This window comes from Rhodocyclaceae bacterium (genome assembly GCA_020248265.1).
Taxonomy (GTDB): Bacteria; Pseudomonadota; Gammaproteobacteria; order Burkholderiales; family CAIKXV01; genus CAIKXV01.
Genome location: JADCHX010000012.1, coordinates 48104 through 62075, shown reverse-complemented (window position 1 = coordinate 62075; position 13972 = coordinate 48104). Strand labels below are relative to the sequence as shown.

At 66.2% G+C, this 13972-nt stretch carries 12 protein-coding genes; all 12 read right to left on the bottom strand.

All coding sequences use genetic code 11. The annotated features are described in order from the left end of the window. Window positions 1-65 precede the first annotated feature (65 nt). The 12 genes from pnp to ING98_13455 all read right to left on the bottom strand — a co-directional run bounded on the left by pnp (window position 66) and on the right by ING98_13455 (window position 13743). Window positions 66-2162 carry a polyribonucleotide nucleotidyltransferase gene (gene pnp / locus ING98_13510; GenBank protein MCA3102884.1) on the bottom strand — a complete coding sequence of 699 codons (2097 nt, stop codon included), beginning with the start codon at window positions 2160-2162 and terminating at the stop codon, window positions 66-68. Window positions 2163-2385: 223 nt separating this feature from the next. Further along, on the bottom strand, window positions 2386-2655 hold the full coding sequence (rpsO, locus tag ING98_13505; protein MCA3102883.1) for a 30S ribosomal protein S15: 270 nt from the start codon (window positions 2653-2655) through the stop codon (window positions 2386-2388). A 72-nt stretch (window positions 2656-2727) separates the two neighbouring features. Beyond that, window positions 2728-3786, bottom strand: coding sequence for a tRNA pseudouridine(55) synthase TruB (gene truB, locus ING98_13500; GenBank protein MCA3102882.1), 1059 nt, complete (start codon window positions 3784-3786; stop codon window positions 2728-2730). Between the two features lie 16 nt (window positions 3787-3802). After that, a complete protein-coding gene (gene rbfA / locus ING98_13495) occupies window positions 3803-4168 on the bottom strand; it encodes a 30S ribosome-binding factor RbfA (GenBank protein MCA3102881.1) in 366 nt (121 codons plus the stop codon). Then, entirely contained in the window at window positions 4168-6999 is a 2832-nt protein-coding gene (gene infB, locus ING98_13490; GenBank protein ID MCA3102880.1) for a translation initiation factor IF-2, read from the bottom strand. Before infB ends, rbfA begins: the two co-directional genes overlap by 1 nt. 92 nt (window positions 7000-7091) lie before the next feature. Continuing rightward, a complete protein-coding gene (nusA, locus tag ING98_13485; protein ID MCA3102879.1) occupies window positions 7092-8579 on the bottom strand; it encodes a transcription termination/antitermination protein NusA in 1488 nt (495 codons plus the stop codon). Between the two features lie 13 nt (window positions 8580-8592). Further along, window positions 8593-9036, bottom strand: a complete 444-nt coding sequence (rimP, locus tag ING98_13480) for a ribosome maturation factor RimP (GenBank protein ID MCA3102878.1) — start codon at window positions 9034-9036, stop codon at window positions 8593-8595. Window positions 9037-9273: 237 nt separating this feature from the next. Then, window positions 9274-10749, bottom strand: coding sequence for a DegQ family serine endoprotease (locus ING98_13475; protein ID MCA3102877.1), 1476 nt, complete (start codon window positions 10747-10749; stop codon window positions 9274-9276). 170 nt (window positions 10750-10919) lie between these two features. Next, window positions 10920-12020 carry a MucB/RseB C-terminal domain-containing protein gene (locus tag ING98_13470; protein ID MCA3102876.1) on the bottom strand — a complete coding sequence of 367 codons (1101 nt, stop codon included), beginning with the start codon at window positions 12018-12020 and terminating at the stop codon, window positions 10920-10922. Next, window positions 12017-12490 (bottom strand): sigma-E factor negative regulatory protein, encoded by a 474-nt coding sequence (locus ING98_13465; GenBank protein MCA3102875.1) that lies wholly within the window; start codon window positions 12488-12490, stop codon window positions 12017-12019. The genes ING98_13470 and ING98_13465 overlap by 4 nt, the downstream gene beginning before the upstream one ends. A 1-nt stretch (window position 12491) precedes the next feature. Next, complete coding sequence (gene rpoE / locus ING98_13460) at window positions 12492-13091, bottom strand: RNA polymerase sigma factor RpoE (GenBank protein ID MCA3102874.1); 600 nt, start codon at window positions 13089-13091, stop codon at window positions 12492-12494. Between the two features lie 94 nt (window positions 13092-13185). Next, window positions 13186-13743, bottom strand: a complete 558-nt coding sequence (locus ING98_13455; protein MCA3102873.1) for a hypothetical protein — start codon at window positions 13741-13743, stop codon at window positions 13186-13188. Window positions 13744-13972: the final 229 nt, after the last annotated feature.

Here is a 13972-nt window from a genome sequence, read left to right as displayed (position 1 = left end):
CCGCCGTTGCAGGCATGAAAAAAGCCGGGCAACTGCCCGGCTTTTTTCTGGGTCGATGATTGCGATCAGGTCGCCGGCGCGTCCGCTGCAGCAGCCTTCATGCTCAGCCGCAACCGACCCTTCTCGTCGGCCTCGAGCACCTTGACCCGCACCGACTGACCTTCCTTCAGGTGGTCGGATACGTTGGCCACGCGCTCGTTGGCGATCTGGGAGATGTGCAGCAGGCCATCCTTGCCCGGCAGCACGCTGACGATCGCGCCAAAATCGAGCAGCTTGAGCACCGTGCCTTCGTAGATGCGGCCGACCTCGACGTCCGCAGTGATTTCCTCGATCCGCTTCTTGGCCAGGGCACTGCCCTCGGCCGAGACGCTGGCGATCGTGACCGTACCGTCTTCGCCGATATCGATAGAGGTGCCGGTCTCTTCGGTCAGCGCACGGATCACCGCCCCCCCCTTGCCGATCACATCGCGGATCTTCTCAGGCTTGATCTTCATCGTGATCATGCGCGGGGCGAAGTTCGAGATTTCCTCGCGCGCGGTCGACATCGAGCCGCGCATGGCCTCGAGGATGTGCATGCGTGCCTCGCGCGCCTGGTGAAGCGCGACGTTCATGATCTCCTTGGTGATACCGGTGATCTTGATGTCCATCTGCAGAGCGGTGATCCCCTGCTCTGTACCCGCCACCTTGAAATCCATGTCGCCGAGATGATCTTCGTCGCCAAGGATGTCGGTCAGGACCGCGAAGCGATTACCTTCCTTGATCAAGCCCATCGCGATGCCAGCTACGTGCGATTTGATCGGTACGCCGGCGTCCATCAGCGCCAGGCACCCGCCACAGACCGACGCCATCGAGCTGGAACCGTTCGACTCGGTGATCTCGGATACCACGCGGAACGAGTATGCAAACTCTTCCGGCGTCGGCAGCACGGCCAGCAGAGCGCGCTTTGCCAGACGCCCGTGACCGATCTCGCGGCGCTTCGGCGAACCCACGCGGCCAGTCTCGCCGGTCGCGTAAGGCGGCATGTTGTAGTTCATCATGAAGCGGTCGTGGTACTCGCCCTGCAGCGCGTCGATGATCTGTTCGTCGCGCGAGGTGCCGAGCGTGGCGACCACGAGTGCCTGCGTCTCGCCGCGGGTGAACAGCGCCGAGCCGTGGGCACGCGGCAGCAGGCCGGTGCGGATGTTGATCGGACGCACGGTACGCGTGTCGCGGCCGTCGATGCGAGGCTCTCCGGACAGAACCTGGTTGCGCACGATGCCCGATTCGATGTCGCCGAAGATGCCCTTGAGGGTCTGCGAAGACGGCGCATCGGCACCTTCGGACAGCGCGGCGATGGTCTTGTCGCGGATCGAGTACACCAGCTTCGAGCGGGTCTGCTTCTCGCGGATCGCGTATGCGGCGCGCAGGTCCGCTTCGACCATCCCGCGCATGCGCGCGACGAGCGCCTCGTCCTTGGCCGGCGGCGTCCAGTCCCACATTGGCTTGCCGACTTCGTCGGCCAGCTCGTTGATCGCATCGATCACCAGCTGCATCTGCTGATGGCCGTAGACCACGGCGCCCAGCATCACGTCTTCGGACAGCTCGAGGGCTTCCGATTCGACCATCAGCACCGCCTGCGAGGTGCCGGCAACGACGAGGTTCAGCTGCGAGGTCTTGAGTTCGGTCAGCGTCGGGTTCAGCAGGTATTCACCGTTGGCATAGCCGACGCGGGCGGCGCCGATCGGCCCTTCGAACGGAATGCCCGAGATTGCGAGCGCAGCCGAGGTGCCGATCATCGACAGGATGTCGGAGTCGACTTCGCTGTTCGACGACATCACGGTTGCGACGACCTGGACTTCGTTGAAGAAGCCTTCAGGAAAGAGCGGGCGGATCGGACGGTCGATCAGGCGAGAAGTCAGGATTTCCTTCTCGGACGGCCGGCCCTCGCGCTTGAAAAAGCCGCCCGGGATCTTGCCAGCAGCGTAGGTGCGTTCCTGGTAGTCGACGGTGAGCGGGAAGAAGTCCTTGCCCGGATCGGCCTGCCGCTTGCCCACGACGGTGACCAGCACCACCGTGTCGTCCATGTTCACCATCACGGCGCCATCGGCCTGGCGGGCGATCTCGCCGGTTTCGAGGGTCAGCGTATGCCGGCCCCACTGCAGGGTTTTGCGCACTGGATTCAAGGTCGACCTTTCGAACTCAGTTAAGGCTCATCATCGATGAGCAGGGAGTTGGGGGATGCGGGAAGAGGTCATCCACGCCCTGACTGCAGCTCGTTCCAGGCGACCTCCGGCGTGGCTTTCGAAGTGTTCGCCGACCGCTGCCACCGGCAACGATCGCGAAGCACCGGCGAAGACGCACACGCCCCGACACGGCCGCAGGCATCGCGTGCGGCCATCAGGGTCTCTACTTGCGCAGCCCGAGGCGTTCGATCAGGCCGCGGTAGCGGGCGAGATCGCGATCCTTCAGGTAATCCAGCAACTTGCGCCGCTTGCTGACCATCTTCAGCAGGCCGCGGCGCGAGTGGTGGTCTTTCATGTTCTTCTGGAAGTGGGAAGTCAGGTCGTTGATGCGCGCGGTGAGCAGCGCAACCTGCACTTCCGACGAACCGGTGTCGGCAGTACCACGCTGGTACTCCTTGACGACAACGGCCTTCTGTTCTGCGGTTTGAGCCATGGAGATGAAAAGCCCCGATGTGTTGAGTTGAATAGAAAAGCCCCGGATTTTACTTTGAAATCAGGGGGACACTCAAGCCCTTTCGCCCAGCGGCGGGCGGATTGCGTCGTTTTCGCCGCCAGCCGGCAACGCAGCGTGGGCAATCAGCCTCATCGGTCGCACGCGCGCGGCCCCATCGGGCCCCGGCTCGACCGCTCCCACCCCGAGGAAGGCCCTGTCCGAATCGGCCGCGCCGCGCAGGCCTGGCAGGCTCGAAGGACCGTACAGTCGCACGAGGACGGGCGGGTCGCCGTCGGCCGGCAGCGCGGCCGATGCCGCCGGACAAGGCTGAAGCGCGCGCCCCTGCAGCAGCCCCAGCGCATCGCTTGTGCACAGCGTGACTGCCGGCAACGATTCGACGAGGGTATCGGCCGGGCGCAGGTATTGCGGTCGCTGCGGCGATTCCGCCGCCTCGAGGGCAGCCAGCGTTACCGACGACCCGAGAGTGAACTGACCCACAGTTGTGCGCCGCAGCGCAATCAGGTGTGCGACCGTTCCGAGCCGCTCCGCGATCTGCTCGGCCAGCGTGCGGACATAGGTCCCCTTGCTGCAGCTGACGCTGAAGGTCAGGCGCGGATTGTCCCATTCGACGAGGTCGAGTGCGTGGATCACGACCGCGCGAGGAGCACGCGCCACGTCTCCGCCGGCCCGGGCGATCGCATAGAGCGGCTGACCCTGGTGCTTGAGCGCGCTGTACATCGGCGGCACCTGTTCCAGCGGGCCCGTCAGAGAGGCCAGGGCGGCCACGACCTGGGCGGCAGTGGCGTCGACCGGCCGCTGCGCGACCACCTTGCCCTCCCGATCGCCGGTGTCCGTAGCCACGCCGAGCAGTGCCGTGGCCAGGTAGCCCTTGTCGGCGTCCAGCAATCCCTGGGAGAACTTGGTCGCGTCCCCGAGGCACACGGGCAGAAGTCCGGAGGCCATAGGATCGAGTGTGCCGGTGTGTCCTGCCTTGGCGGCGCTGAAGCTGCGTCGCGCACGCTGCAACGCCGCGTTCGAACTGAGCCCTTCGGGCTTGTCGAGCAGGACAACGCCGTCGACGTCGACGGTTGGAGCCCGGCGGCGCTGACCGCCAGCCTTGCCGGAGACCATGTTCAACCGCTCCCGATCAGGACTGCGACCCGGGCTCGTTGGCCTGGTCGATCAGCCGCGACAGCCTGACGCCTCGCTCGACCGACTCGTCATAGGTAAAATGCAGCTGCGGGACGCTGCGCAACAGGAGGCGGTGGCCCAGCTGCGCGCGCAGGAAACCGGCTGCTCGCTGCAAGCCTGCCAGCGTGTCGGCCTTGCACGCGTCCTCTTCATCGAGCACGGTGAAGAAGATCTTCGCGTGCGCAAGATCGCCGGTCACCTCGACGTCGGTGATCGTGACCAGCCCGATCTTCGGGTCGTCCACGTCGAGGCGAATCAGCCCGGACAGCTCGCGTTGCAACTGTTCGGAGACACGCCGCGCCCTTGGATTGGCTCGCCGCACTACAGGGAACGCTCGACTTCGACCACCTCGAACGCCTCGAGCTGGTCGCCGACCGCGATGTCGTTGTAGTTCTTCAAAGACAGGCCGCACTCGAAGCCGGCCTTGACTTCACGCACGTCGTCCTTGAAGCGCTTCAGCGAATCGAGTTCCCCGGTGTAGACCACGACGTTGTCGCGCAGCAGCCTGATCTGCGCGCCCCGCTTGACCAGGCCTTCGGTCACGTAGCAGCCGGCGACCACGCCGACCTTCGAAATGCGGAACACCTGGCGGATCTCCACCAGCCCGAGGATCGACTCCTTACGGTCGGGCGTCAGCATGCCCGACAGCGCAGCCTTCACCTCATCGACCACGTCATAGATGATGTCGTGGTAACGGACGTCGACGCCGGAACTCTCGATAAGCTTGCGCGCGGTGGCGTCTGCACGCGTGTTGAAGCCGATGACCACCGCCCGAGAGGCGAGCGCGAGGTTGACGTCAGACTCGGTGATCGCCCCGACCGCGCTGTGCACGATGGTTACCTTCACCTCGTCGGTGGACAGCTTGAGCAACGACTGCACCAGGGCCTCGACCGAACCCTGCACGTCCGCCTTGATGACCAGCGCGAGGGATTTCGCCGCGCCCTCGCCGACGTTGTCGAACAGGTTCTCGAGCTTGGCAGACTGCTGCTTCGCGAGCCGCACATCGCGAAACTTGCCCTGCCGGAACAGCGCGATCTCGCGTGCCCTGCGCTCGTCGGACAGCGCAACCACTTCCTCGCCGGCGCTCGGGATGTCGGACAGACCCTGAATCTCGACCGGGATCGATGGCCCCGCCTCCGCGACCTGCTTGCCGTTCTCGTCGAGCATCGCGCGCACCTTGCCGAACGAGGTACCGGCGAGGATCACGTCGCCGCGCTTGAGCGTACCCGACTGCACCAGCACGGTGGCGACCGGGCCGCGACCCTTGTCGAGCCGTGCCTCGATCACCAGGCCGCGTGCCGGTGCGACGCGCGGTGCCTTGAGCTCGAGGATCTCGACCTGAAGGAGCAGGCCTTCGAGCAACTTGTCGATGCCCTGCCCGGTCTTCGCGGACACTCCGATGAACTGCGTGTCGCCGCCCCAGTCTTCGGGCACGACGCCCTGGGCTGCAAGCTCTTGCTTGATGCGCTCGACATTTGCTTCCGGCTTGTCGATCTTGTTCATCGCGACCAGCAGCGGGACTTCTGCAGCCTTCGCATGGCGGACAGCCTCGACGGTCTGCGGCATCACGCCGTCGTCCGCGGCAACGACCAGCACGACGACGTCGGTGGCCTTGGCGCCACGCGCACGCATCGCGGTGAACGCCTCATGGCCCGGGGTATCGAGGAAGGTGATGATGCCCTGCGGCGTTTCGACGTGATAGGCGCCGATATGCTGGGTGATGCCTCCAGCCTCGCCGCTGGCGACGCGGGTGCGGCGAATGTAGTCGAGCAGCGACGTCTTGCCATGGTCGACGTGGCCCATTACCGTCACCACCGGGGCGCGCGGCTCCAGCACCACTTCGGCGTGCGGCTCGGTCACGACCAGGAACGCCTCCGGATCGTCCAGCTTGGCCGGCTTCGCGACATGGCCGAGTTCGCCTACCAGGATCATTGCAGTCTCCTGGTCGAGCACCTGGTTGATGGTCGCCATCGTGCCGAGCTTCATCAGGTGCTTGATCACCTCGGCCGCCTTGATCGACATCTTCTGCGCCAGCGCGCCGACGGTGATCGTCTCGGGAACCAGCACCTCATGCACGACCGGCTCGGGCGCGCTGTATCCACTGGAAGCGTCGTCGTCGCCACGGCCACGGCCACCCGGCCCGCGTCCGCCACGCCAACCATGGGCGCCCATCACGTCGCCGCGCGTCTTGATCGAACGGCGCCGGAGGTTCGGGTCTTGCCAGGGCGTGACTTCCTTCTTCTTGACGGTCTTCTTCTCGGCCTTCGCTGCCCGGTCTTCGGGCTTCACGATCGGCTTGTGCAGCGTGCCGGGCTGGGTCGGCGCCAGCTGTTCGGTGCCCGGCCTGGCGGTGGCCGCGGGCGCAGCGGCCGGCGCCGGGGCCGGCTGGGCGGCGGCGAGCGCCGCCGCCGCGGCTGCCTGCCGACGACGGGCTTCGGCTTCCTGCTTGGCCTTCAGTTCGGCCAGCTGGCGTGCAGCGAGGGCTTCGGCCCGCTTTGTCTCGGCTTCGCGCAGGGCCAGTTCAGCCGCGTCCAGGACCGGGCCCGGACGCTTGCGCACGACCGTCCGCGTCGGGGTCGCTGCCGCTGGCGCGGCGGACTCGGTGGCCGGGACGGGCGCCTCGGGTGTGATCGCCGCGTCTGCCATCGGCACAGGCACAGGTACGGACTCAGGCTCGGGCTCGGGCTCGGGCTCGGGCGAGGCAACCACGACGGGTTCTGGCTCCGGCTCCGGCATCGGCTCAGGTACCGGCGCAGCGACGACGACATCTTCGACGATCGCTTCCGGTACAGCCTCGGCGGCCGCCGGCAGGGCGGCGGCGGTGGCCTCTGCCGCAGGTACCGCCTCGTTCGCATCGCGCTTGACGAACACGCGCTTCTTGCGCACCTCGACCTGAATCGTGCGCGGGCGGCCGGTGGCATCGGCCTTCTTGATCTCGGTCGTCTGCTTGCGGGTCAGCGTGATCTTGCCCTTGCTCTCGTTAGCACCATGCGAACGGCGCAGGTAGTCGAGCAACTGGGTCTTGTCCTGTTCGGTCAGCGGGGCGTTCTCCGCGAGCGGCCGGCTGACGCCGGCGGCCTGCAACTGCTCGAGGAGCAGTGCTGGCTGCACGCCCAGCTCTTTCGCGAATTGGGATACGTTCATTTCTGCCATCTGATGCTCCGGTCGGCGGGATCATCCCGCCTGGTTTTGCGCACGGCCACCGTGTCCTGGCCGTCTGCCCGCAAGTTCTGTGTCTCTGTCGACTAGTTCGACTGCTGCGCGAACCACGGTGCCCGGGCAGCCATGATCAGCTGCTTCGCGCGGTCCGTATCCATCTCGGTGATCTCGACCAGGTCGTCTACGGCGAGGTCGGCCAGGTCGTCCTTCGTCTTGACGCCACTGCGCGCCAGTTGCCGTGCCGTTGCATTGTCCATGCCCTCGAGCGTCAACAGGTCCTCGACGTCATGGCCCACCTGTTCCTCGCTGGCGATCGCCTCGGTAAGCAGCGCATTGCGCGCACGCGTACGCAGCTCGTTCACGGTGTCATCGTCGAACGATTCGATCTCGAGCATCTCGGTGATCGGGACGTAGGCGATCTCTTCCAGCGTGCTGAAGCCCTCTTCCACCAGGATGTCGGCGACTTCCTGGTCGACATCGAGACGTTCCATGAACAGAGCGCGCACCGATGCGGTCTCCTGCTCTTTCTTGCGCTGCGACTCGTCAAGCGTCATGATGTTGAGCTGCCAGCTAGTCAGTTCGCTCGCCAGGCGCACGTTCTGTCCGCCACGTCCGATCGCCTGGGGCAGGTTCTCGCCGTCCACGACGATATCCATCGTGTGCTTCTCTTCGTCGACGACGATGCTGCTGACATCGGCCGGCGCCAGCGCATTGATCACGAATTGCGCGGGATCGGCCGACCACAGGATGATGTCCACGCGCTCGCCGGCCAGTTCGCCGGTGACTGCCTGCACGCGAGAACCACGCATGCCTACGCAGGTACCGATCGGGTCGATCCGCTGGTCGTTCGACTTGACCGCGATCTTCGCGCGCACGCCGGGATCGCGCGCGGCCGACCTGATCTCGAGCAGACCTTCCTCGATCTCCGGTACTTCGAGCTGGAACAGGCGGATCAGGAACTCGGGGGAGATCCGCGAGAGGATCAACTGCGGCCCGCGAACACCTCGGTCGATGCGCAGCAGGCATGCGCGCACGCGGTCACCGACACGCAGGTTCTCCTTCGGGATCATCTGGTCGCGCGGCAGCACCGCTTCGAGCCGTCCGGTCTCGATGATCGCGTTGCCCCGTTCGAGACGCTTGATCGCGCCCGAAACCAGATGTTCCTTGCGCGCGAGGAAGTCGCTCAGGATCTGCTCGCGCTCGGCGTCGCGAATCTTCTGCAGGATCACCTGCTTGGCTGCCTGCGCGCCGATGCGTCCGAAGTCGACCGGCTCGAGCGCCTCCTCGATGTAGTCGCCGACCTCGATGTCGGGCTGCTCTTCCTTCGCCTCGGAGAGCAGGTACTGCTGCTCCATGATCACTTCTTCGGTCTCTTCGGGCACGACGAGCCAGCGGCGGAAGGCACTGTAGTCGCCGCTCTCGCGATCGATCGAGACGCGCACGTCGACGTCTTCCTTGAAACGCTTCTTCGTGGCCGAGGCAAGCGCCATCTCGAGCGCAGTGAACACGATTTCGCGCTCGACATTCTTCTCGCGCGCCAGCGCATCGACCATCAGCAGGATATCGCGACTCATTTCTTTCCCTCCACTACAGCTTCGGAACGAGCCGGGCGCGATCGAGATTCGCGAACTCCAGCCTGACCGGTTGACCTTCGACGTCGAGCTCGAACGCAAGCTCGTCTGCCGCGCGAATCGCGCCGGAAAAATTGCGCCGCCCGGCGATCGGCGCCCGCATGGTGACCCTGACCTGCTCACCCGCAAAGCGCTGGAAATCGGCAACTTTCCTGAGCGGTCGGTCCAGGCCCGGCGACGACACTTCGAGCCGGTCGTAGTCGATCGACTCGACCGCGAACAGTTGCGTGAGGTGGCGGCTGACCCGTTCGCAATCCGCGAGGCCGATGCCTTCCGGCTTGTCGATGAACACCCGCAGCAACCGCGAGCGCCCCTGGCCGAACTCGAGGTCGACCAGTTCGTAGCCGAGCCCGCCAAGGGCAGTCTCGACTATGTGGGCAACGGAAGCAGTGACAGTCATCGTAGGGGCAACAGGATCGTTCGGAAAGTAACTAGCGGGCCGATCGGCAGGCCCGACCGGCCGGATGCGACGCAGCCACGAGCGGGCGCAGAACGACCGCCGCGGCGCGAGAAACCGGCGCACAAATGAAAAGTGGGCCGCAGCCCACATAACACACTGAATCCTAGCAGAAAAGCTGCGCCATTGAAATGCCTGCCGGCTGCGGCGGCGAGAATCGGTCGCCGCAGCCGGCTTGAATCAGCTGCCAGGCTCGATCCGCAGCGGAATGTAGATCGAGTTCTCGCCGCGACGCACCAGCAATGCGACGTTGCGGCCACGTTCGAACTGACCCATCAGCGCGTTGAACTGCTCGGCCGTCTTGATTTCAACATTGTTGATGGCGACCACCACGTCGCCGCGCCGGATTCCGGCCCTCGCCGCATTTCCCTGTGCCTCGTCGACGAGCACGCCGGCCGCCAGACGCAACTGCGCGCGCTGTTCCGGGGTCAGGTCGATCACGGCGAGCCCCTGCCGCGCCTGGACGCGCCCGGACACGTTGGGCGGCTGCGCCTGCGGCGCCTGACCCTGCGGTCCGGGCTGGCCCCGCTGCGGACCGCGCGCGGCGGCTCGCTCATCCGGCGTATCGGCCACCGTAACGAAGAGTTCGCGCGACTGCCCCTTGCGCCACACCTCGACCGGCACCTTGCTGCCGGGCCGCGTTGCCGCGACGATTCTCGGCAGATCGCCCGACGTATTGACCACCTTGCCATCGAACCGCAGGATGATGTCACTGGGCTCGATCCCGCCCGACTGGGCCGGCCCGCCCTTTTCGAGGGAATTCACGAGCGCACCCATGGGCTTCTTGAGCCCGAATGACTCGGCCAGTTCCCTGGTCACTTCCTGGATGACGACGCCGATCCGACCACGTGCAACACGCCCGGTGTTTCGCAACTGCGTGACGACCTCCATCGCCACGTCTATCGGGATCGCGAACGACAGGCCCATGAATCCGCCGGTACGGCTATATATCTGCGAGTTGATGCCGATCACCTCGCCACGTAGGTTGAACAGCGGCCCGCCAGAATTGCCGGGATTGATCGCGACATCGGTCTGGATGAAAGGTACGAAATTTTCCTGCGGCAGGGCCCTGCCCTTCGCGCTGACGATGCCCGCCGTCACGCTGTTGTCGAATCCGAACGGGGAACCGATCGCGACCACCCATTCACCGACCCGCAGACGGCTCGCATCGCCCAGTGCGACGCGCGGCAATCCGGTAGCGTCGATCTTCAGCAGCGCGATATCCGTTCGTCGATCCGCCCCGACCACCTTCGCCCGGAACTCCCGCTTGTCGGTCAGGCGTACCGTGATGTCCTCCGCGCCCTCGACCACATGTGCATTGGTCAGGATGAACCCGTCCGCACTGATGATGAAGCCGGAACCCAGCGAGCGCGACTCGAGGTCGCGCGGACCCGGGGCGCCCTGATTCGGCGGCAGAAATCGACGGAAGAACTCGAAGAACGGGTCATCTTCCGGGATGTTGGGCAGCTGCGGTAGCCCGCGTCCGCCGCTGCGCACGACCTGGGTCGTCGAGATGTTCACCACCGCACCGCCCTGCCGTTCGACGAGGTCGGCGAAATCGGGCAACACCACCTGGGCACGCGCCGGTTCGACCGGAAGCAGGAGGGACAGGGCCAGCAGCGCAGCAGTCAGGCAGGCATACGGACGACGGATCATTTGGCAACCATGGATGCGTGGAAAACAGCCCGGGACCGGGCAGGACAGCGGCGCTCGCTTCAGCCAGGCCGGCGCGCTGCGCGTGAACGGCGCGCATGGAACATAGGCGCCGAGACCGCCAAAAACAAGTCCGGCCGACCTGCCCGCGTCTTGCAACAGCGCAAGCCTCTTCAGCGCGAAGCGAGCGGACCGATGGAATCGGCCACCTTGCGCAGCGTGGCTGCAGGCACTTCACCGACGGTGATCACCGCCCGGTCTCCCGCAGCGCGGGTGATGACGCCGACCGCTCCCCGCTGACTGATGCCCTCATGGCCAGCCACGCGTGCCACGTCGGGATCGACAAATACGGAAAGCGTGGCGAGGCCATCGCTGTAGACGGACTGCATAACCGGGCGATCGTGCCCTGGCAACGTGCGCGATACCTGTATCACCTTGCGGAAGCCCGGCGGCAGCATCCGCGGCTCCGGGAAGGGCGCTGGAGCAGCATCGCCCCCTTTTGCCGGCAACTGGGCGAGCGGGCCCGCGCCTGGCTGCCGAGCTTCCTCGACAGAGCTGTTCTCGACTGTCCAGCCCGCATAGCCGGTGCGCCGGCTGGGCATCGCATGGCGGGGGCTCAGACGCTCGCCCACCGACAGTTCGGTGAAAACAAACTGCTCGATGATGTCCCCGCGCTCGTCGATGACTCGTCGCTTCACCGGCAGGCCCGACTGCTGGTCGGCCCAGACCTCCTGCGTGTAGCGGCTGCCGTCCCTCGCGCGCAGCCGGATCACCTGGACCGCACGCCCCGCCGCGCGGTCGACCGGCCCCACCTCGATCGAGTAGTAGGCTGCCAAGGTCGACGGATCCTGTGGCAGGAAGTCGGGAAAGCTGCGGCCGGACACGCGCCGGTCGACCCGCACCGTCTTCGAATCGACGAAGAAGTAGTGGATCTCGTCACCGCGGCGCACCACTTCGCGGCGAGTACCGTCGAGCGACTCGATGCGCTCGGCATCGCCACTGGCGTTGCGCAGGCGCGTTACCCGCGCGGTCTCGGTGATGCCGGCACAGGTGTAGACATAGACACCGCTGTAGCTGGCAGTACGGGCGGCGGCAGAGGCACGCACGAGCCAGGCCTGCGCGTCGGTGGCTGGCGCGGCCGCAGCCGCCGGTGCCTGAAAGGGACCGGCCCCGAGCGTACCCAGCAGCAGCAGGGCACCCGCGTGCGCCAGCCGCCTGCGCTGACTGACAACGGGCGACACCGCCCCTGCCGCGCGCGCGGACAGGCGCCTCATCGCGCACCACCGGCCGTTGCGCCGGCGCCCGGTGCCGCCGGCGCATGCGCCGGCGGTCCCGCCACGAAGGCTGGTACCAGTTGCCGGTGCGCCATTGCATACTCGATGGCCACCGAGTCGCTCAGACCAGCGTCGATGAACGTCGAGGGGGGCACCCGCTCGTCGGGTGCCAGCCATGCGAACATGCCGGCTATCAGCAACGCGGCCAGGCCCGCCAGAGCCATCGTGCGCAGCCTTGGCAGCCTGGAACGCCATCGCGGCACGACGGATAACGGCTCCTGTTCGAGGCGTTCATGGAACTTCTCGATGAAGCGCGACGAGCCGACTGCGTTACCCTGAAGCGCATCGCGGATCACATGGAACGTTGCCCACGCATCGCGCAGTTCGTCCTGCCCCTCGAGCCTGCTGATGGTGGAGCGCACACGACGGCGTTCCAGTTCGCCGTCCATCAGGGCGGAGACGTCCTTCATTTCACCACCTCCGGTCCTTGTGGGTACCGAGCAAAGGCCGCAACTGATCGGCGATCGCCTCGCGCGCCCGGAATATCCGCGAGCGCACGGTGCCGATCGGGCAGTTCATGATTGCCGCGATCTCGTCGTAGCTCATGCCCTCGATCTCGCGCAGCATGATGGCCGAGCGCAATTCCTCTGGCAGCGCATCCATCGCTGCGTTCACCGTCTCGGCGACCTGCCGGCTCATCATTTCCTGCTCCGGCGTACTGCTGTCGCGCGCGAGTTCGTTCTCGCTCGCCGCCTCGGCATCCTCCGGGTCGATATCCACGGTCGCCGGGGCCTTGCGGCCCTGGGCGGTCAGGTAGTTCTTCGCGGTGTTGATGCCGATGCGGTAGAGCCATGTGTAGAAAGCGCTTTCGCCGCGAAACGTCGGGAGTGCGCGGTAGGCCTTGATGAACGCCTCCTGGGTGACGTCCTCGACCTCGGCCGGATCGCGCACCAGCCTTGACAACAGCCGTTGCAACTTGCGTTCGTACTTGTTCACCAGCAGTTCGAACGCCAGCTTGTCGCCGCGCTGCGCCCGCAACACCAACTGGTGATCGATCTCGCGGTCGCTCATCTACAGGCGCTCGCGCGGGTAGACGGGGTCCGGTGCCCCGCGGCAACGGAACACCCTGCCACCCTCCAACAGACAGCGAACGGGCCCAATTAGTTCAATCTGCCCGCAAATTGCGCCGCTGCAGGGCCGGCCCGGCCTGCCAGACCAGCCCGGCGCGCAGCCGCCGGAACGCTTCGGGCTCGCAGTTGTCGGACAGCAGCAGGCAGTCGCAGGGCAATCGCTGCCCGTCGAGCCGCAGCCGGATCACCGTCAGCCGGCTGCCCACCACTGTCGATGGCAGCAGCCAGGCCCCGCGCATCTGCCCGTCACGGCGTCTTGCCTGCACCCGGCCGTTCCCGGCCACTTCGAGTCCGACGATCGACTGCGGCAGCGCTACCCGCGCCAGCCGTGCCAGGTGCAGCACGGCGCTGGCGGCGATCGCGGCGTACAGCGCCACGGCGAGGCCAAGCGGTGCCTGCGCGACCATCACCGCTGCCGCCGCCGCAGCATGGCCACCGGCGATCACCATCGTGAGGCGTAACGACGCACCGACCGCGACCACCCAAGGCGCATCGAAGCCGCAAGCGCCCTCGCGCCCGTCGCACGCGGCCATGTCCGCCCGCCCGGCTGCGTGCGGCTGGTCGGTCGAGCGGGTCGTCGGACGGTCGGTCATCGTGCGGTATCGGTGCAGTATTGGCACGGGATTGGTGCACAGGGCACTTGAGGAGGAACGAACAGGGCGGGAGTCTATACGGCATCACCGACCGTTCAAAGTCGCGCCAACAGCCGGTCAGAGAACAATCATCGGCTGCGTATCGCACCAAAGGTTCCCCCCGCGACGGCCGCGCCCAGTGCCGATCAGTCCATCGCCTGTCCGCGCCGGGATGGGTGCGCCCGCGGTT